This is a genomic window from Phocaeicola barnesiae DSM 18169 = JCM 13652 (assembly GCF_000374585.1).
Classification (GTDB): domain Bacteria; phylum Bacteroidota; class Bacteroidia; order Bacteroidales; family Bacteroidaceae; genus Phocaeicola; species Phocaeicola barnesiae.
In genome coordinates this window covers 428,446-447,646 of sequence record NZ_KB894643.1, presented here as the reverse complement: position 1 = coordinate 447,646, position 19,201 = coordinate 428,446, and the positions used below count along the sequence as shown (strand labels likewise).

Here is a 19,201-nt window from a genome sequence, read left to right as displayed (position 1 = left end):
TATGGAAATTATCTTGAAAGAAGACGTAGTTAACTTGGGCTACAAAAATGATATTGTAACCGTTAAGTCAGGTTATGGTCGTAACTATCTTATTCCGACTGGCAAAGCAGTTATCGCTTCTCCAGCTGCAAAGAAAATGTTGGCTGAAGAATTGAAGCAGCGTGCTCACAAATTGGAAAAGATTAAAAAGGATGCTGAAGCAGTTGCTGAATCTTTGAAAGGTGTATCTTTGAAGATTGCTACAAAGGTTAGCTCTACAGGCTCTATCTACGGTTCAGTAGGTAACATTCAGATTGCTGATGAATTGGCTAAATTGGGTCATAACATCGATCGTAAGATCATCGTTGTTAAGGATCAGGTTAAAGAAGTTGGTCAGTACAAAGCTATCGTTAAACTTCACAAGGAAGTATCTGTAGAAATTCCTTTTGAAGTAGTTGCAGAAGAAGCTTAATTTTGTTATCTGTAGATACTTGATAAGTCCCCGGTTGGATGTGGAATCCGATCGGGGATTCTTTTTTGTGTGTCCGCTGATGCGGTTTTAATGAGGACAGCGCCAGGATGTACGCGAATAAGAAGATTATACCTGCTCTGAAATATCAGGTTGATTGTGGGAGGAGCTGAATGCTTGCTGGGGGGAGTGAGCGGGGGAAGTGAATGTTTCCTTCAATGAAGGAAGGGCGTGTTGTGGGTAAAGTGTGGGCATAAAAAAAGTCTGTAGGCTGAGCTTACAGACTTTCAATTCTCTCTAATTGTTCAATCAGATTATTCAGCTGTTGCAACTGAATCAGTTGCTACAGTGTCAGCAACTACTGCTGCAGAGTCAACAACCGGAGCAGCTTCTTCTACAACTGCTACAGAATCAGTTTCAGTGCTTACTTCAGTGTTAGCTGCTTTGTTACCGCAAGATGCGAAAGATACAGCAGCGAATGCTACGAACAAAAATACTAATTTTTTCATTTTCTTTGCTTTTTAAATCTGTAATACTTATGTTTGTTTCTTAAAACGCTGCAAAGATATAGACTTTTATGATACGTTGTTCTCTTTTCTTCGATTTTTTTGAGGGAAAATACACTTTTTTCTTTAATTGGTTGATTTTCAATATGCTGTAAAACATATTTTTTTGAGCATTCGATTAGCAGAACTGCAAAATCATGGTCTGTGACGCAAAGATACTGTTTGTGCTAATTGAGGGGCGGATACCTTAAAATCACGAAATATTGTGTACCTTTGCAGGAGATATTTTATAGATTAAATAGGTATGATTGATACAACTGTTTTTCAAGATAAAAAGGCTGTTTATTATACGTTAGGATGTAAGCTGAACTTTGCTGAGACTTCTTCCATCGGGAAAACCCTGAAAGAAGCAGGCGTGCGTACTGCCCGGAAAGGTGAGCGGGCAGACATCTGCATCGTCAATACGTGTTCGGTAACGGAAGTGGCTGATAAGAAGTGCAGACAGGCTATTCATCGGTTGACAAAGGAGCATCCGGGTGCTTTTGTTGTAGTGACGGGATGCTACGCTCAGCTGAAACCGGAACAGGTGGCCGATATCGAAGGAGTGGACTTGGTACTGGGAGCGGAACAGAAGGGTGACTTGATGAAGTATTTGGGGAACCTGGAGAAACATGCTCACGGTGAAGCCATCACAACGGCTACGAAAGATATTCGGACGTTTTCTCCTTCGTGTTCACGAGGTGACCGTACCCGGTATTTCCTGAAGGTGCAGGATGGGTGTGACTATTTTTGTTCTTACTGTACAATTCCTTTTGCAAGGGGGCGCAGTCGGAACGGAAGAATCGCCGATTTGGTGGAACAGGCCCGGCAGGTGGCTGCCGAAGGTGGTAAAGAAATAGTCTTGACCGGTGTGAACATCGGGGATTTCGGAAAATCTACCGGAGAAACTTTCTTCGAACTGGTGAAGGCGCTTGATCAGGTGGAAGGTATCGAACGTTACCGCATCTCTTCCATTGAGCCGAACTTATTGACCGACGAGATTATTGCCTATGTAGCCCAGTCTCGTGCGTTCATGCCGCATTTCCATATACCTTTACAGTCTGGTTGTGACGAAGTCTTGAAACTGATGCGTCGCCGGTATGATACGTCTTTGTTTGCTTCGAAGGTCCATCGGATTAAGGAACTGATACCGGATGCCTTTATCGGGGTAGATGTCATAGTTGGTACCCGTGGCGAAACACCCGAGTATTTCGAGCAGGCTTATTCTTTTATTCAAGGATTGGATGTTACCCAGCTGCATGTGTTCAGCTATTCGGAACGTCCCGGAACACAGGCATTGAAGATTGATTATGTGGTTCCGGCCGAAGAGAAACATCGTCGTAGCCAGTGCTTGCTGTCTCTCTCGGATGAAAAGACCAAAGCTTTCTATGCCCGGCATATCGGTCAGGAAGCGGATGTGCTGATGGAAAAATCGAAGACCGGTTCTCCGATGCATGGCTTTACTGCCAATTATATCCGGGTGGAATTACCGTACGATATGACGCTTGACAACCACCTGGTCCATGTACGTCTGGGTGATTTCAATGAAGACGGTACGGCACTGAAAGGAGAAGTGTTGGGATGAAGGTTTCGGTAGTCATATTGAATTGGAACGGAGAAGAAATGCTTCGCAGGTTTCTTCCTTCGGTTGTGGCTAGCGTTCCCGAGCGTTATGGAGAAGTCTGTGTAGCTGATAATGCTTCGACTGATGCTTCCTGTGAGGTTGTTTCGAAAGAATTTCCTTCTGTACGTCTGATTCGGTTGGATAAGAATTACGGGTTCGCGGAAGGATATAACCAGGCCTTACAGCAGGTGGAGGCTGAATATGTTGTTTTGCTGAACAGCGATGTTGAAGTGTCTGAGGGCTGGTTGGAACCGATGGTAACTTACATGGATGAACATCCGGAAGTGGCAGCTTGTCAGCCGAAGTTGCTCAGTTACAGAGTACGTGACCATTTTGAGTATGCGGGTGCCTCCGGAGGATTTATTGACCGTTACGGTTATCCGTTCTGTCGTGGACGTATTTTTGAAGAAGTAGAGATGGACAAGGGGCAGTATGATACTGTGCTTCCGGTTTTCTGGGCTACTGGAGCGGCTCTGATGGTCCGGCTGGATGTCTACCGGAAGGTAGGTGGTTTGGACGGACGTTTCTTTGCGCACATGGAAGAAATAGATCTTTGCTGGCGGATGCGTAGCCGGGGATATGAATTGGTTTGCTTGCCGTTCAGTAAGGTGTATCATGTGGGAGGAGCTACGCTCAAGAAAGAAAATCCGCGCAAGACATTCTTGAATTTCCGGAATAATCTGCTGATGTTGTATAAGAACCTTCCTGAAAGTGAACTGGCAACAGTTATGCGGGTACGAGCCTGTCTGGACTTACTGGCGGCGTTGGCGTTTTTGTTGAAGGCTGATTGGAAGAATGCACAGGCGGTGATACGGGCCCGGAGGGAATTCCGGCAGATGCGACCAGACTTTGTAGCCGACCGTCAGGAGAATCTGCGCCAGACATCGGTTCAGGTAATTCCTCAACGTTTCCTGTTCAGTATTTTGTGGCAGGCAAAAATGAAGCAAAGAAAACATTTCTCTGATCTTTTTCATTAATAGATTTAGATTCATCAATAGATAGATTATGAAGGAACAATACTGGAAATATTCACTGATTCTGCTGATAGTAGGGTTAGGTATATTGCTGTTTCAACAGGCACAACCGTTCATGAATGGTATTTTAGGCGGTTTTACGCTTTTTCTTCTGGTGCGTAACTGGACCTATCGCTTGAAGGCTAAAATGAAGCCCGCACCGGCAGTATGGTTAGTGACCATTACTACAACTTTGTTTTTCCTGATACCTTTGTCTTTTCTGGTTTGGGTATTAATAGACCAACTTTCCGGTCTGCATCTGGATGCCAAGAGCCTGGTTGCACCGGCTAAACAGGCAGCACAGATAGTCAAGGACCGTACTGGATTCGATGTATTCTCGGAAAACAGTGTTTCATTCATGGTAAGTCATTTATCCAGTTTCGGTCAGCAAGTGATGTCTGGAGTCAGTGACTTTTTTGTCAACCTGTGCGTGGCTATCATGTTGCTTTTCTTTTTGCTGTATGAAGGGAAATCCTTGGAAGAATACATTTCTACGATCCTTCCTTTCAAGGAGAAGGATAAGAAGGAGGTACTCGATAAGATTCAGGTGATTGTCCGTTCCAATGCCATCGGCATTCCTTTGCTGGCTGCTATTCAGGGAATCATATCCTTGGGTGGGTATTGGTTATGCGATGCGCCGAATCCGGTCTTCAGTGCGATGCTGACAGCCTTTGCTTCCATTATCCCTTTGGTAGGAACGGCTTTGGTATGGGTACCTATCTCCATTTATTTCCTGTTGACCGGTAATTGGGTAAGTGCCTTGATTCTGCTGGGATATGGTGGTATTGTCATTTCGCAATGCGATAACCTCATTCGTTTCATGTTACAGAAGAAGATGGCGAATATCCATCCGTTAATTACGATTTTCGGTGTAGTGGCAGGTTTGCCTATATTCGGTTTTATGGGAATTATTTTTGGTCCGCTGATGGTTTCGCTGTTCTTGCTTTTCCTGGATATGTTCCGGAAAGAATACTTGTTGCCAAATCAGGAGGGTAGTGTTTCATCGACGGAAACCGGAAAGGAATAAATATCGGTTGAAGGTAAAAAACAAAGGCGGCAGTCTGTATTATGTCTGTCGCCTTTATTGTATCCGATGGGATAACTGTCTTTCTATAAAATCCAGTATTTCGTCATGTTGGTCCGGATGGAACCAGGTAATGTCTGTATCCCGTTTGAACCAAGTCATCTGTTTCCGCGAGTAGATTCGGGAATTCTGCTTGATTTTCTCAATGGCAAAAGCCAAGTCCCATTCTCCATCGAAATAGTTGAATAACTCTTTGTAACCTACTGTATTCAGTGCATTCAGTTGGCGGTAAGGATAAACTTTGCGTGCTTCTTCCAGCAGTCCTTCTTCCATCATGAAGTCTACCCGTCGGTTTATCCGTTCATAAAGTTCTTCACGTTCTCTTTTGAGCCCGATTTTCAGTATATGGAACGGTCGTTCTTTGGTAGTACGGGTACGGAAAGATGTGTAGGTCTTGCCTGTCATGTAACAGATTTCGAGGGCATGAATTACGCGCTTCGGATTTTTGAGGTCTACTTGCTGATAGTATTCCGGATCCAGAAGCTTCAGTTCTGCACATAACTGTTCCAATCCTTCTGTTTCATAACGATGCATCATCAGCTCTCGTGTATCTTTATCTACAGTAGGTATGTCATCGATACCTTTGCAGACCGCATCTACATACATCATGGATCCTCCGGTCATCAGAACTACCGGATGGGTAGGGAATAGTTCCTCCAGTTTCTTCAATACTTCTGCTTCGTATTGTGCCGCACTGTAATAGTCAGTGAGTTTCAATGTACCTACAAAATAGTGAGGTACACGGGCTAGTTGGTCAGGGGTAGGTGCAGCTGTTCCAATTTTCAAATCGGCATAAAGCTGACGGGAGTCGGAAGAAAGTATGGGGGTGTGGTATTTTTCAGCAATTTTCAGGCTGAGTTCTGTCTTTCCGACTCCCGTAGGGCCAATGAGGACAATAAGCGTAGGCATGTCTGCCTGATTGGTTCGGATGATTGCCTCTGTATCCATTATGGGATATAATAGTCTCTGTTCAGCTTAAATATTTGTTTAATATCTTTCGTCATCGTAAGGATTGCCACCTTCTCCTACTTCATAGCCTTCGGGATCGAAATCATCCATATCGAAATCCTGATCGCCATAGAAGTTTTCATCCAGATCGATGGCAGCATTGGTATTCATCTGTTCATCGAAGTCGATAATCTGCTGAGGTGGATTACCTTCTTTTCGTGTACAAGTGGCTTTCTGTAATTCTTTTCCTGTGATGATTTCGGATAGTTCAATAAAGAATACACGTTCAGCCAGCGGGTCGAATACATAAATCAGTTTCTGCTTTTCGTCTTCTAGCAGTTCGCTGAGGTGGGTATCTTTCATTACATATGTATCTTCTTCAGAACTTCCGTTTCCCATGTCTTCCAGAGTGATTTCTGTTTCTTTTTCCCAGTCCTCATCACAGATGAAGAAAGAAGTCATCTGGTCATCTTTATATCCGGTACATTTCAGGATAGCTTCATGCAAATCGTAGAATGAAGCTTCGGAGTCAATTTTGATTTCTCTCAGGAAATCATCGACTTCATCTGATATGATTCTAAATTTATATACCATTGTAATTTACTTTTTATTGTTTCAATTGATGAAGCAAAGATATATTTTTTTATTTAACGGATAATGCCTCGTTGTGAATTTTCAACAAAAGATACGATATATGTTATTTCCGGTGTCATCGGCATTTCTTCTTTGATCTGTGCGATGGCTTCTGTAACGTTCTTACCACTGTTATAGATGATGCGGTAGGCATTATGGATGCTTTCAATCTGTTCGTTGGTGAATCCACGACGGCGGAGCCCTACAATATTGATACCACAGTAGGCAATCGGGTCTCTACCGGCAATGATGTAAGGAGGAATGTCTTTGCTGAAACGGCATCCACCTTGAATCATGACGTAGCTTCCTACGTGGCAGAATTGGTGCATCAGTACAGCTGCACTTACGATGGCATTGTCGTCGATAACGATTTCACCGGCCATTTTGGTAGAGTTACCGATGATACATCCGCTTCCGATGAGAGCATCATGAGCTACATGTACACCTTCCATCAGCAGGTTGTTGCTGCCGACTATCGTTTTTCCTTTAGCTGCTGTTCCCCGGTTGATAGTTACGTTTTCACGGATGGTATTGTTGTCTCCTATTTCTGCGGTCGTTTCTTCTCCTCTGAATTTCAAATCCTGAGGAATAGCACCGATGACAGCTCCCGGAAAGATACGGTTTCCGTTACCGATACGAGAGCCGTAAAGGATATTTGCATTGGGCATAATCACGTTATTGTCGCCGATAACAACATTTTTGTCGATAAAGACAAACGGACCTACCTCTACGTTTTCGCCGATTATAGCTTCCGGATGTATATATGCTAATGGACTGATCATTTTTCTGTTTATTTATTTTTTACGATTTGTGCCATGAATTCAGCTTCGCAAACAATCTTTTCGCCTACGAATACGTAACCTTTCATGGTGGAAATTCCTCTACGGATAGGAGCCATCAGTTCAACCCGGAACAACAGTGTATCTCCCGGTACTACTTTATGGCGGAACTTCACATTGTCTATTTTCAGGAAATAAGTGGAATATCTTTCAGGTTCTTCCAGTGAGTTCAATACCAGCAATCCTCCTACTTGAGCCATAGCCTCAATCTGCAAGACACCAGGCATAACCGGTTCCTGTGGGAAATGTCCCTGGAAGAAAGGTTCGTTGGAAGTAACGTTCTTTACGCCGACAATGTAGTTGGCACCCATGGCGATGACCTTATCTACCAATTGGAACGGATAGCGGTGAGGTAAAAGTTCACGGATACGGTTGACATCCATCAACGGTTCTTCGTTGCAGTTATAAATGGGTGCCTGGATTTCATGCAGGCGGATTTCTTTGCGTAACTGGCGGGCAAATTTGTTGTTGATGGTATGTCCCGGACGGGTAGCGATGATACGCCCTTTGATCGGTTTACCTATTAAAGCGAGGTCACCGATAATGTCCAGTAATTTATGGCGAGCTGGTTCATTTGGCCATACTAATGGAATGTGGTTGATGTAACCTATGTGGGTTGCATCCATATGAGGAACTCCCATGACATCTGCCAGTTTGTCAAAGTTTTCCTGAGTCATCTGTCTTTCATAAATGACAATAGCGTTGTCCAAGTCACCTCCTTTTATCAGTCCAGCATTCAATAACGGTTCTATTTCGCGGACGAATACGAATGTACGTGCAGAAGCGATTTCGGTAGGGAACTGTTCCATATTCTCCAAAGTAGCATATTGATTGTTCAAAATGCTGGAATCGTATGAAATCAGTGTATTGATGCTGAATTGTTCATCCGGTAAAACAATGATGGAAGATCCCGTAGTCTCATCCCGGAATTCTATTTTGGATTTGATGATGTAGTAATCTTTCGGAGCAGCCTGGTCCGCAATGCCTACACGCTTGATGCATTCTACATATGCTTTGGCACTACCGTCTAGAATCGGAAATTCAGGTCCGTTTACCTGGATGAGGCAGTTGTCGATGCCCGCAGCATAAAGTGCCGCAAGTGCATGTTCTACTGTGCTAACTTTTACTCCGTTCTTGGCAAGAACGGTTCCTCGGGTTGTGTCAACTACATTTTCTGCTACAGCGTCGATGATAGGCTGGTCGTCCAAATCAATGCGCTGTATCTTATACCCGTGATGCTCTGGGGCAGGATTGAATGTAACGGTCAGTTTGACTCCTGTATGGAGTCCTTTTCCGTTCAATGAAAAGCTGCCTTTTAAGGTCTGTTGTTTCAACATGGGTTTTATGCGTTAAGTTGTTTTTTTAATTCTTCAATTTCTTTCTGCAGGCGTCCAAGTTCAGCGTACATATCCGGTAATTTCTTATAGATAGCGGCTGAGCGGGCAAATTGTTTCGGGTCGATGGCTGGATATCCCATGAGGGTTGTATTCGATTTTACGTTGCCTGGGATACCAGACTGAGCCCCTACAGTTACATGGTCGCCGACTTTGATGTGTCCGGCTACGCCTACTTGTCCACCGAACATACACCATTCACCGATTTTGGCAGAACCGGCTACACCTCCTTGTGAAGCCATTACGGTATGGCTACCTACTTCTACGTTATGTGCCAATTGAACCAGATTGTCCAGTTTTACGCCTTTATGGATGATTGTTGCTCCCATGGTTGCGCGGTCAATACAGGTATTGGCTCCCACTTCCACATTGTCTTCCAGGATAGTGATGCCAATCTGGGGTATCTTTTCATATCCTTCGGGTGAAGGGGCAAAACCGAATCCGTCAGCACCGATGACGGCTCCCGCATGAAGGACACAGTTGTTTCCGATGCGGCAGTCATGATAAACAGTAACGTGTGGATAGAGGATAGTGTTTGCTCCCACCTTCACATTTACTCCTACGGTAACATGTGGGTGGATATAGCAGTTGTCACCTATTACGGCTCCTTCTTCGATGCAGGCGTAGGGGCCGATGTAGACATTTTTTCCTATTTGGGCTGTTTCAGCAATGGATGCCAAAGAACTGATACCTACTTTTTTAGGCTGGTACATTTCATAAAGTGTCATAAGTTTGGCCAGACTTTCATAGGCATTTTCTACCTTGATGAGTGTTGCACTCACTTCCTGTTCCGGTTCGAAATCCTTATTTACCAGTACGATGGAAGATTGGGTAGTATATATATAATGTATGTATTTGGGATTTGAGAGAAATGAAAGTGCACCGGGAATACCCTCTTCGATTTTAGCGAAGGTATGTACGGTAGCGTTTTCATCTCCTACAATAGTTCCTTGGACGTATTCTGCAATTTGTTTCGCTGAGAACTCCATATTTACAATTTTAATTCTTCTTTTTTTCAGTTCTTTGTTTCCTTGGTGGATAGGAGGATTATCTTTATTCAATCCTATCAATTATGCAAATTACGGTTTTTTTTTTTAGATAACAGAACAAATAGTAAAATATTTGTAGGCTGTTTTGCTGAAAAGGGCATTTTTATCCCATTTTTTCAGAGAATCAGGACAAAACAGATTGAATATTGGATAGAAAAGCCCGAAGAAGTCCGTCTTTTCCTTAAGGGTATATAAGGAAAGAACAGACTTTCTTCGGGCGTATGATGAAGTCATGACCAACCGGTCAGGACAGATTTTTTATAAGATAGCTTTCAACTGTTCGGCCATTTGCTGCTGTACTTTCTGAGCTTCCTGCCCGGCAACGGTAGCGAAGTTTTCTGTCTTGTCTGCATAGATGATGGCACGGCTGGAGTTGACTATCAGGCCACATTCCTTATTCATACCATATTTGCAGACTTCTTCCAGAGAGCCTCCTTGTGCGCCGATACCCGGAACCAGCAGGAAATGATTCGGAACGATTTTACGGATATCCTCGAACATGCGTCCTTGGGTGGCACCTACTACGTACATCATGTTCTGGTCGTTGCCCCATTCCTGTGATTTGCGCAATACTTTTTCAAACAGGCGCTCGCCTTCTGTATCGGTAGTAAGCTGGAAATCGTGTGAGCCCTTGTTGGAAGTCAGTGCCAGCAGAATTACCCATTTGCCTTCGTAAGTCAGGAAAGGTGTTACACTGTCTTCACCCATGTAAGGTGCTACCGTAACCGCATCCAGGTTGATTTCTTCGAAGAAAGTACGGGCATACATAGCCGATGTATTACCGATATCACCACGTTTGGCATCAGCTATAATGAATTGGTCCGGATAATTTTCATTCAGGTATTGGATAGTCTTTTCAAAAGAAATCCATCCTTTTACGCCCATGCTTTCATAGAAAGCCAGATTCGGTTTATAGGCGATACAGTAGGGAGCTGTTGCATCGATAATCGCTTTGTTGAAGGCGAAAATCGGGTCTTCTTCTTTCAGCAGGTGTTCCGGAATCTTTTTGATATCCGTATCCAGTCCTACACACAGGAAAGACTGTTTCTTCTTGATGTTTTCGAATAATGTTTGTTTGTTCATAATCCCTAAACGTTTAAGTTCTTGAGTTCTTCGGTTTTTAAGTTGGTGAAATTATCCCTTTTTGTGCAATCTGTCGACAGTTGTTATAATTCACTTTCTTTCAGGCGTTCCGCGTTTTCTGCAACGGTCAGGTGGTCGATGCAGTCCTGGATGTCTCCGTCCATGAAAGCCGCCAGATTATAAATGGTATAATTGATGCGGTGGTCGGTGATACGTCCCTGCGGATAATTGTATGTACGGATTTTGGCCGAACGGTCACCCGTGCTGACCATGGTCTTGCGCTTGGAAGCGATATCGTCAATGTACTTCTGGTGTTCCTTGTCGTAGATGAAAGTACGCAGACGGCTGAGGGCGCGTTCCTTGTTCTTCGGCTGGTCACGGGTCTCGGTACATTCGATAAGGATTTCTTCCACGATACCGGTATTCGGGTTTTTCCAGTTGTAACGCAGGCGGACTCCCGATTCCACTTTGTTCACGTTCTGGCCTCCGGCACCGCCGCTTCGGAAGGTATCCCATTTGATTTCACCTTCATTGATTTCCACATCGAACGGTTCCGCTTCGGGCAATACCGCTACGGATGCTGCCGAAGTATGTACGCGTCCTTGGGTTTCAGTGGCAGGTACCCGTTGTACCCGGTGGACTCCCGATTCGTATTTCAAGGTTCCGTATACCTTGTCTCCGGTAACGGAACAGATGATTTCCTTGAAACCTCCTGCGGCTCCTTCATTGGCACTCGATACCTCCAGTTTCCAGCCTTTCGATTCGCAGTATTTGGAATACATACGGAACAGGTCGCCGGCAAAGATGGCAGCTTCGTCACCTCCCGTACCGCCACGGATTTCCAGAATGGCGTTCCGGTCGTCCTGCGGGTCGGCAGGAACCAGCAACAGCTTGATTTCTTCTTCCAGTTCGGGTATGCGTGCCTCGCAGGCAGCAGCTTCTTCGCGGGCCATTTCCTTCATTTCCGGATCGTTCTCGGCCATCATCATTTTGGCTTCCTCCAGTCCGTTGAGGCATTGCAGGTATTCCTTCCGGGCGGCCATGATGTCGCCCAGTTCCTTGTATTCCTTCGTCAGTTTGACATATCGTTTCTGGTCGGCTATCACGTTCGGGTCCGTAATCAGGGTAGATACTTCCTCGAAGCGTGATACCAGTCCTTCCAGTTTTTCTAAAATGGTATTGTTTTCTGCCATTGATATATTCCGATTAATAGCTGAATTCTCCGAACTCGCTGCGGATAATCAGTTCCTTGTGGTCGCTTTCTTCGATGCGTCCGATAATCTGAGCGTCGATGTTGAACGATTTGCTGATTTCGATGACCTGTTCTGCATGTTCCGGTGACAGGTAGACTTCCAGACGGTGTCCCATGTTGAATACCTTGTACATTTCGTCCCAGTCGGTACCGCTCTGTTCCTTGATGGTGCGAAACAAAGGAGGAACCGGGAAGAGGTTATCCTTGATGACACGGCAGTTATCGCCTACGAAGTGCAGTACTTTCGTCTGTGCACCTCCTGAGCAGTGAACCATACCGTGAATCTGTGGGCGCAGGGCATCCAGCAGTTTCTTGACAACCGGCGCATAGGTACGGGTAGGAGAGAGCACCAGCTTACCGGCATCCAGCGGAGAGCCTTCTACGGCGTCAGTCAGCTTCAGCTGACCGCTGTATACCAGTTCTTCAGGTACAGCCTTATCGTAGCTTTCCGGATATTTTTCGGCCAGGTATTTGGCGAACACGTCGTGACGGGCACTGGTCAGACCGTTGCTTCCCATACCGCCGTTATATTCTTTTTCATAAGTAGCCTGACCGTAAGAAGCCAATCCGACGATGACGTCACCCGGACGGATGTTGGCATTGTCGATTACATCCGAACGTTTCATACGGCAAGTCACGGTACTGTCTACGATAATGGTACGTACCAGGTCGCCTACATCGGCAGTTTCGCCTCCGGTAGCATAGACTCCTACACCCATTTCGCGGAGTTCGGCCAACAGTTCGTCTGTACCGTTGATGATGGCAGAAATCACTTCACCCGGAACCAGCAGCTTGTTACGTCCGATGGTCGATGATACCAGGATGTTGTCTACAGCACCCACACAGAGCAGGTCGTCGATGTTCATAATCAGTGCATCCTGAGCGATGCCCTTCCATACAGAGAGGTCGCCAGTTTCTTTCCAATACAGGTAAGCCAGAGAAGATTTGGTTCCGGCACCGTCTGCATGCATAATGTTGCAATATTCCGGGTCTCCACCCAGAATATCCGGGATAATCTTGCAGAATGCTTTCGGGAAAATACCTTTGTCAATGTTCTTGATTGCGTTATGTACATCTTCTTTCGATGCTGAAACGCCACGCATCATGTATCGTTGGTTACTCATGATATAAATGGATTTTGATGTATTTCTGTTTGTTATGCAAAATTAGCGATAATTTTATTCATTTCCATCATCTTTTGTCAATAAAAGCTTCATTGTACCAGGGTACCTATCAGTTCGCTGCTGCCGTTTGGACGGAGGAGGGTCAACCGGTAAAAACCTTTTTTGAGTGAATCTTTCCAATCGGGTGCCGGCTGTGTAGTCCGCAGTACTTCCTGTCCGGTGGCATCTGATATGATTAAGGTGCACCCTTCGGGAATTTCAGGGAGTTCATCGTTGATGAGCAGAAAATCTACGAGCTTAGGCTGGTTTAATTCCAATGCTTCACTTTCATTGCCGTAACGGTCAACAGCGGTAACTGCCCAATAGGCCCGCTGGTGCCACGGTACTTCCGGCTGGAAAAGAAATTCGGTCTTCCGGACTCCGTTAGCCACCAGGTTCTCGGCTTTCTGGATATCAACGGGGTATTGGTTGGATGCATAGATACGGTAGGTTACATACGTGCGTTTGTCATTGTCCTCCGATGCTGTCCAACCCAAATGGAGTGATTTTCCGTCTATCTGGAACGATGGGTGAGTTGGAGTAGAAGGCGGGATGCTGTCTTGCCAGGTCATGGCGGGGACAACAGCCGGATACAGGTAGAACCGTTCTTTCAGTTCGTCCAGCAGGCCTTTTGTATTGTCCAGTAAAAAATGGTTCCGGAAATAAGCCTGTCCGTCCAGTTTGACATTGCGGATGAAATAAAGCTGCCGGACTATCTCGTCCAGTTTCCAGTCCTGTTCGTCCGGATGGAGGAAATAGATTCCCAGACCGGGTACGACCCATCGGTTATTCTTGTTTTCCAGCCAGTCGAGGGCGAACGGATAGAAATTGTTTCCCTGGAAATACATCATCGGAAACAGGGCGTCATGAATGCCTTCTTTCAACCATCGCTGTGCATCCTGGCAGACAATGGCGTATGCGTTCCATCCTTTTGAGGTATATCGTTGGGTATCGTTGTATTTACCTATAGGGGAACTGCTGACTTTTACCCACGGTTTCAGTGATTTGACGGTTTGGTAGCAGGTCTTGACGATTCGGGTGATGTTGTCCCTCCGCCAGTCCTTAATAGGTTGTTTATTACCGTATTTCCGGTAGGTGTCCTGATCCGGAAATTTCATGGCCTGGTCCGGGTAACGGATGTAGTCGAAATGAATTCCGTCGATGTCGTAATTGGTGACGATTTCGCGTACGATTCCTGCCAGGTAATTGGCGGTTTCGGGGTTTCCCGGATCCAGATACCAGGAAGAGTTGATGTGTTTGCAAAAGGAAGGATGCTTTTTGGCTACGGCATTCTTCCCGTGCAGCCGCATCTGCCTGTCATTTCCGATGGGGATGGACACGAACCAGGCATGGATTTCCATTCCCCGCTTATGACATTCTTCTACGGCAAAAGCCAACGGGTCATAAGCCGGTACCCTTCCGGTAAATCCGGTAATGGATTCGGCAAAAGGTTCGTATGCGGAAGGATAAATGACATCCCCGCGCAGACGTGTCTGGAATAAAACGGTATTGAAATTGGCTTCTTTGAGCTGATCCAGCAGTTGGCAGAGCTCTTCCTTCTGCCGTTTGATGCCTTCCGGGGAGTTGGCTTTATGTCGGGGCCAGTCCATTCCTCCCAAAGTAGTGACCCACGATGCCCGGATTTCATATTTGGGTTGTGCTGCCAAAGGAAGAAAAATCGTTATTCCTATCAGCCAGCAAAGTATTTTTCTGTACATCATCTAGTTTTTGTCCGCAAAAGTAGGATAAAAATCAGAGATGGCAAACGAACGGTATGCTTATTCATACAATTTAGTAATCAGAGCGGATAGAAGGCCAATTGTTTGCCTGATATCATGATTTTTAAGGAAAAAGATGCTGAGTGATGGATGAAATTATTACTTTTGCGGCAGATTATCGATTTTTTAAGATTTATGGTAACTTTTACAATTGCATTACTTCTGTTGTTGGTGGGGTATTGGGTATATGGGCGATATATAAATTCTTTGTTTCTTCCAGATTCTTCACGTAAAACTCCTGCCGTGACCATGACGGATGGAGTAGATTTTATCCCTTTGCCGACGTGGAAAATTTTCATGATTCAGTTCTTGAACATAGCAGGTCTTGGACCTATTTTCGGAGCAATCATGGGAGCACAGTTCGGTACCGCTTCTTACCTGTGGATTGTGTTGGGAACGATTTTTGCCGGTGCTGTACACGATTTCCTTTCCGGATGTATCTCTATCCGTAATAATGGAGAGAGCTTGCCCGAAATCATCGGTCGGTATCTGGGAGTAAGAACCAAGAACATCGCCTGTGCGTTTACTGTACTGCTTATGGTGCTGGTAGGTGCTGTGTTCGTATCTGGTCCGGCCGAACTGCTGGCAGGAATGACTCCGAAGAGCCTTGACATGTACTTCTGGATTGTAGTCATCTTTATTTATTATGTGCTGGCTACTATGTTGCCGATTGATAAGATTATCGGCCGTATCTATCCGTTGTTTGCTTTTGCCTTGATTTTTATGGCGGTCGGTATCCTGGTGATGCTTTACGTGAAGAGCCCTGATTTGCCTGAGATGTGGAACGGGTTCGGTACCAAGTACGAGAAGAATCCTATTTTCCCGATGATGTTCATTTCCATCGCCTGTGGAGCTATCAGCGGCTTCCATGCTACCCAGTCTCCGCTGATGGCACGCTGTATCACGAATGAAAAACATTGCCGCCCGATTTTTTATGGAGCAATGGTAACCGAAGGTATCGTAGCATTGATCTGGGCAGCTGCCGCTACCTACTTCTTCCATGAAAACGGAATTGTGGATCAGGCTACCGGTATCGCATATTCCGGAGCTGCAGTTGCGACAAATATTTCAAAAGACTGGTTAGGTACTTTTGGAGGTGTTCTGGCTATTCTGGGTATTGTGGCAGCTCCGATTACCAGCGGTGATACGGCACTCCGTTCAGCCCGTCTGATTGTGGCAGACTTCTTCCACGTTGAGCAGCAAAGCATCTCCAAACGTCTGCTGATTTGTATTCCTATATTCCTGGTGACTGTTTTCATCTTGATATACAGTATGAGCGATGCGGAAGGCTTCAAGATTATCTGGCGTTATTTCGCTTGGTGTAACCAGGCTTTGTCAGTCTTTACGTTGTGGGCGATAACCGTATTCCTGGTACGTGCAAAGAAGAATTATTGGGTGACATTTATACCGGCATTGTTCATGACCTGTGTATGTACGACCTATTTGTTGATTGCTCCGGAGGGATTCGGGCTTTCAGAAACAGTTTCCTATATCGGTGGAGGAATTTGTGTGCTGATAGCTCTCGTCTGGTTTATCAGCTGGTTCCGTAAGGAAAAGAAACTCTAAAATCCGGATTAGATTCTCCGGAGATTATCCAACAATCTTGGAATGAAGGGATTGTTGGATTTTCTGTTTGTGAGAGGTCGGACGTTCCCTCGTTTGATTTTAATTGATGTATAAATATATATGAAGAAAAGATTTTTCGTGCTGGCAGCTCTGGTTGGCATGTCGGCAGGCGCAATGGCTCAGAAGAAAGGATTCGACTACACGTTTTATGGTCAGGTCCGTACCGATGTGTTCTATAATAGCCGTTCGAATTCTGAAACAGTGGACGGATTGTTTTACATGTATCCGAAAGATGTGAATCCTGATGCGGATGGTAACGATTTGAACGGCAAGGCAAACAACGGTTTCTATGTCTTGTATACCCGTTTAGGGGTGGATGTAAAAGGACCGATGCTGGGAAAGATAAAGACTTCGGCTAAAGTGGAAGCCGATTTCCGTGGTTCCGGTACTTCTTATTCTACGGTGCGAATCCGCCACGCCTATTTCAACCTGGCTTGGAACGGTTCAGCTTTGCTGGTAGGTCAGACTTGGCATCCGCTGTACGGTGATGTGGCCCCCGATATCTTGAACCTGAACATGGGTGCTCCGTATCAGCCCTTCAGCCGGGCACCTCAAATCCGTTATAAATTCAATACGAAGCATTTCGGGCTGACAGCCGCTGCTATCGGACAGTCACAATACTTGTCCGTAGGTCCTTCTTCGGATATTCCGGGTGCAACCGGTACTACAAAAAGCCAGAGCTTCCTGAAGAACAGTCTGGTACCTGAGTTCTATGTGGGATTGGATTATAAGGCAACGGGGCTGATAGCCGGTGTAGGAGCGCACTTGTCGTCTATGACACCCCGTACACAGTCTGTTTACAATGATAAGACTTATGAGGTGAACGAACGTGTCACCGGCGTTTCGGCCGAAGCACATGTCAAGTATACGCATGATTTGTGGCTGGTGGCAGCCAAGAGTGTTTTAGGCTCCAATTTGACCCAAACCAGTACTGTAGGTGGTTATGGAATCACAGCTACTGATGCACGGACCGGGGAGCAGGAGTATACTCCGTTGAGGGTTTCTCATACCTGGTTGAATGTGATGTACGGACGGAAATGGCGGGGAGGTATCTTTGGCGGTTATTTGAAGAACTTGGGGGCCAAGGAAAATGTTTCCGGATTGATTGGCACGGGAACGAATATCGACCAGTTGACTACGGCTACTGCCGAGCTGACTTATAATCTGCCGAACTGGAAGTTCGGAGCTGAATATTCTTGGATAGCGGCCTGGTATGGAAGTAACGATGCGAAAGGAAAGGTCATTGATACACATCAGGTAGACAATCACCGCATTGTTCTGACAGCTTTGTTCCAGTTCTGACAAGCGATACAACATTTTCTGATATTGAATCGTCATAACTTTCTCCTTAAGTGGAGAAGTTATGGCGATTTTCTGTATTTGAAAGTAACCGAAAAATACATTTTTGCGCAAGTCTTTTGTAACCTGCATCAGAATGCCACAGAAGAACAACCTCTTCAAAGCCGTCAAGCTGCTATGGAAATACAGTGTCAAGAGTATCTTAGATTATATTGAAAGTAGCTTTATCATAACTGATATTGTATGAATTTCATGTACAATCGAATAAAAAACGTAACTTTGTGAATATAACATTGGTGGTTATGGTTAAAAATACAGATAAACAAACAATTGATAAATTGTCAGATAACTTTCGTGGCTATGCGACATTGCTTCGCAAAATCAAGCAACGGGTACTGATAGCCCAACAACGGGCGATTTATGCAGCCAATGAAGAAATGCTTAGGATGTATTGGGATATTGGTGGCATGTTGCAGCAAAGCCAGGATGCAGACGGATGGGGCAAGAAAACCTTGCAACGGCTGGCAGGGGATTTGAAGAACGATTATTCCGAGATAAAAGGATTTTCAGTCCGCAATATGCAGTGTATGATGCAGTTCTTCAACGAGTATAATCAGGAACTTACGATGATAAAAGGGGATGCTACTTCAATTGCGCAACCACCGGTTGCGCAATTGGGGAAGTATAACTTTACTCTTCCCATCAAACATCTGGATTGGACGCACAACTTGATTATTATGCAACAAGTTAAGGATATTCGTGCCCGTTATTGGTACATGGTGCAGAGTATCACATCCCATTGGTCAAAGCGCTATCTGCAAGAAGCCATCAAACTTGATGATTACAGCAAGCACGGAGCGTTGGCTAACAATTTCACGGAAACCCTGCCTGTTCCGGAGGCAAATGATGTGAAATCAATGCTCAAAGACCCATATATATTTGATATGCTGACTTTTACAGACCAATACAATGAGCGCGATGTAGAAATCGGCTTGGTGAAGCATGTGGAGAAATTCCTTGTAGAAATGGGGGCAGGTTTTGCTTTCATGGGACGACAGTATCATATAGAGGTGTCTGGCGATGATTATTATATTGACATATTGATGTATAACGCCTTTCTGCACCGCTACTTGGTAATCGAATTGAAAGATACAGAGTTCATGCCAGAATATATCGGTAAATTGAATTTTTACTGCTCTGCCGTAGATGATATTCTTTGTCGGGAGGGCGATAATCGAACCATTGGATTACTCCTTTGTAAGAGCAAAGACCGTATCAAAGCAGAATATGCCTTGCGTGATATTCAGAAACCAATCGGAATTTCTGATTATGAATTAGGGCAAGCCTTGCCGAAAGACTTTCGGGGAAGTTTGCCTACGGTTGAAGAAATCGAAAAAGAATTGGAATCTGAATAGGCGGTAAA

At 45.1% G+C, this 19,201-nt stretch carries 17 protein-coding genes; 7 read left to right on the top strand and 10 right to left on the bottom strand.

Features of this window, described 5'->3' with window-relative positions:
• The first annotated feature begins 1 nt into the window (after position 1).
• The gene (gene rplI, locus C510_RS0101825; RefSeq protein WP_018709634.1) at positions 2-451 is read left to right on the top strand and encodes a 50S ribosomal protein L9; all 450 of its coding nucleotides are present in this window, start codon (positions 2-4) and stop codon (positions 449-451) included.
• Positions 452-762: 311 nt separating this feature from the next.
• On the opposite strand, the gene C510_RS0101820 is transcribed toward rplI, so the two are convergent.
• Entirely contained in the window at positions 763-957 is a 195-nt protein-coding gene (locus C510_RS0101820) for a PG1828 family lipoprotein (protein WP_018709633.1), read from the bottom strand.
• 301 nt (positions 958-1,258) lie between these two features.
• Between C510_RS0101820 and mtaB the strand changes: the two genes are divergently transcribed.
• The 3 genes from mtaB to C510_RS0101800 are packed head-to-tail and all read left to right on the top strand — an operon-like array spanning position 1,259 to position 4,657.
• Positions 1,259-2,578, top strand: a complete 1,320-nt coding sequence (gene mtaB / locus C510_RS0101810; RefSeq protein WP_018709631.1) for a tRNA (N(6)-L-threonylcarbamoyladenosine(37)-C(2))-methylthiotransferase MtaB — start codon at positions 1,259-1,261, stop codon at positions 2,576-2,578.
• A complete protein-coding gene (locus C510_RS0101805) occupies positions 2,575-3,594 on the top strand; it encodes a glycosyltransferase family 2 protein (RefSeq protein WP_018709630.1) in 1,020 nt (339 codons plus the stop codon). Before mtaB ends, C510_RS0101805 begins: the two co-directional genes overlap by 4 nt.
• A gap of 28 nt (positions 3,595-3,622) precedes the next feature.
• Positions 3,623-4,657 (top strand): AI-2E family transporter, encoded by a 1,035-nt coding sequence (locus C510_RS0101800; protein WP_018709629.1) that lies wholly within the window; start codon positions 3,623-3,625, stop codon positions 4,655-4,657.
• A 54-nt stretch (positions 4,658-4,711) separates the two neighbouring features.
• On the opposite strand, the gene miaA is transcribed toward C510_RS0101800, so the two are convergent.
• From miaA to C510_RS0101755, 9 genes are all read right to left on the bottom strand, one after another.
• Entirely contained in the window at positions 4,712-5,623 is a 912-nt protein-coding gene (miaA, locus tag C510_RS0101795) for a tRNA (adenosine(37)-N6)-dimethylallyltransferase MiaA (RefSeq protein WP_034775716.1), read from the bottom strand.
• 78 nt (positions 5,624-5,701) lie between these two features.
• Complete coding sequence (locus tag C510_RS0101790; RefSeq protein WP_018709627.1) at positions 5,702-6,256, bottom strand: IS1096 element passenger TnpR family protein; 555 nt, start codon at positions 6,254-6,256, stop codon at positions 5,702-5,704.
• Between the two features lie 53 nt (positions 6,257-6,309).
• Entirely contained in the window at positions 6,310-7,077 is a 768-nt protein-coding gene (lpxA, locus tag C510_RS0101785) for an acyl-ACP--UDP-N-acetylglucosamine O-acyltransferase (RefSeq protein ID WP_018709626.1), read from the bottom strand.
• A gap of 8 nt (positions 7,078-7,085) precedes the next feature.
• The gene (locus C510_RS0101780; protein ID WP_018709625.1) at positions 7,086-8,471 is read right to left on the bottom strand and encodes a bifunctional UDP-3-O-[3-hydroxymyristoyl] N-acetylglucosamine deacetylase/3-hydroxyacyl-ACP dehydratase; all 1,386 of its coding nucleotides are present in this window, start codon (positions 8,469-8,471) and stop codon (positions 7,086-7,088) included.
• A gap of 5 nt (positions 8,472-8,476) precedes the next feature.
• Complete coding sequence (lpxD, locus tag C510_RS0101775; RefSeq protein WP_022340390.1) at positions 8,477-9,517, bottom strand: UDP-3-O-(3-hydroxymyristoyl)glucosamine N-acyltransferase; 1,041 nt, start codon at positions 9,515-9,517, stop codon at positions 8,477-8,479.
• A 318-nt stretch (positions 9,518-9,835) separates the two neighbouring features.
• The gene (pyrF, locus tag C510_RS0101770) at positions 9,836-10,660 is read right to left on the bottom strand and encodes an orotidine-5'-phosphate decarboxylase (RefSeq protein WP_018709623.1); all 825 of its coding nucleotides are present in this window, start codon (positions 10,658-10,660) and stop codon (positions 9,836-9,838) included.
• A gap of 83 nt (positions 10,661-10,743) precedes the next feature.
• Positions 10,744-11,853 (bottom strand): peptide chain release factor 1, encoded by a 1,110-nt coding sequence (prfA, locus tag C510_RS0101765; RefSeq protein WP_018709622.1) that lies wholly within the window; start codon positions 11,851-11,853, stop codon positions 10,744-10,746.
• Between the two features lie 13 nt (positions 11,854-11,866).
• Positions 11,867-13,036, bottom strand: coding sequence for an AIR synthase-related protein (locus C510_RS0101760; RefSeq protein ID WP_022340389.1), 1,170 nt, complete (start codon positions 13,034-13,036; stop codon positions 11,867-11,869).
• 89 nt (positions 13,037-13,125) lie between these two features.
• Entirely contained in the window at positions 13,126-14,793 is a 1,668-nt protein-coding gene (locus tag C510_RS0101755; protein WP_025892099.1) for a glycoside hydrolase family 10-like protein, read from the bottom strand.
• A gap of 195 nt (positions 14,794-14,988) precedes the next feature.
• On the opposite strand from C510_RS0101755, the gene C510_RS0101750 reads away from it, so the two are divergent.
• The 3 genes from C510_RS0101750 to C510_RS0101735 all read left to right on the top strand — a co-directional run bounded on the left by C510_RS0101750 (position 14,989) and on the right by C510_RS0101735 (position 19,193).
• Entirely contained in the window at positions 14,989-16,419 is a 1,431-nt protein-coding gene (locus C510_RS0101750) for a carbon starvation CstA family protein (protein ID WP_026320066.1), read from the top strand.
• A 120-nt stretch (positions 16,420-16,539) separates the two neighbouring features.
• On the top strand, positions 16,540-17,781 hold the full coding sequence (locus tag C510_RS0101745; protein WP_026320065.1) for a hypothetical protein: 1,242 nt from the start codon (positions 16,540-16,542) through the stop codon (positions 17,779-17,781).
• Positions 17,782-18,080: 299 nt separating this feature from the next.
• Complete coding sequence (locus tag C510_RS0101735) at positions 18,081-19,193, top strand: PDDEXK nuclease domain-containing protein (RefSeq protein ID WP_018709615.1); 1,113 nt, start codon at positions 18,081-18,083, stop codon at positions 19,191-19,193.
• Positions 19,194-19,201: the final 8 nt, after the last annotated feature.

Coding starts and splice junctions, on each gene's coding strand:
- C510_RS0101805 (WP_018709630.1), top strand. CDS start 2,575: ATGAAGGTTTCGGTAGTCATATTGAATTGGAACGGAGAAGAAATGCTT.
- C510_RS0101745 (WP_026320065.1), top strand. CDS start 16,540: ATGAAGAAAAGATTTTTCGTGCTGGCAGCTCTGGTTGGCATGTCGGCA.
- lpxD (WP_022340390.1), bottom strand. CDS start 9,517: ATGGAGTTCTCAGCGAAACAAATTGCAGAATACGTCCAAGGAACTATT.
- lpxA (WP_018709626.1), bottom strand. CDS start 7,077: ATGATCAGTCCATTAGCATATATACATCCGGAAGCTATAATCGGCGAA.
- C510_RS0101820 (WP_018709633.1), bottom strand. CDS start 957: ATGAAAAAATTAGTATTTTTGTTCGTAGCATTCGCTGCTGTATCTTTC.
- miaA (WP_034775716.1), bottom strand. CDS start 5,623: ATGCCTACGCTTATTGTCCTCATTGGCCCTACGGGAGTCGGAAAGACA.
- prfA (WP_018709622.1), bottom strand. CDS start 11,853: ATGGCAGAAAACAATACCATTTTAGAAAAACTGGAAGGACTGGTATCA.
- C510_RS0101780 (WP_018709625.1), bottom strand. CDS start 8,471: ATGTTGAAACAACAGACCTTAAAAGGCAGCTTTTCATTGAACGGAAAA.
- C510_RS0101800 (WP_018709629.1), top strand. CDS start 3,623: ATGAAGGAACAATACTGGAAATATTCACTGATTCTGCTGATAGTAGGG.
- C510_RS0101735 (WP_018709615.1), top strand. CDS start 18,081: ATGGTTAAAAATACAGATAAACAAACAATTGATAAATTGTCAGATAAC.
- C510_RS0101760 (WP_022340389.1), bottom strand. CDS start 13,036: ATGAGTAACCAACGATACATGATGCGTGGCGTTTCAGCATCGAAAGAA.
- C510_RS0101790 (WP_018709627.1), bottom strand. CDS start 6,256: ATGGTATATAAATTTAGAATCATATCAGATGAAGTCGATGATTTCCTG.
- rplI (WP_018709634.1), top strand. CDS start 2: ATGGAAATTATCTTGAAAGAAGACGTAGTTAACTTGGGCTACAAAAAT.
- C510_RS0101755 (WP_025892099.1), bottom strand. CDS start 14,793: ATGTACAGAAAAATACTTTGCTGGCTGATAGGAATAACGATTTTTCTT.
- mtaB (WP_018709631.1), top strand. CDS start 1,259: ATGATTGATACAACTGTTTTTCAAGATAAAAAGGCTGTTTATTATACG.
- pyrF (WP_018709623.1), bottom strand. CDS start 10,660: ATGAACAAACAAACATTATTCGAAAACATCAAGAAGAAACAGTCTTTC.
- C510_RS0101750 (WP_026320066.1), top strand. CDS start 14,989: ATGGTAACTTTTACAATTGCATTACTTCTGTTGTTGGTGGGGTATTGG.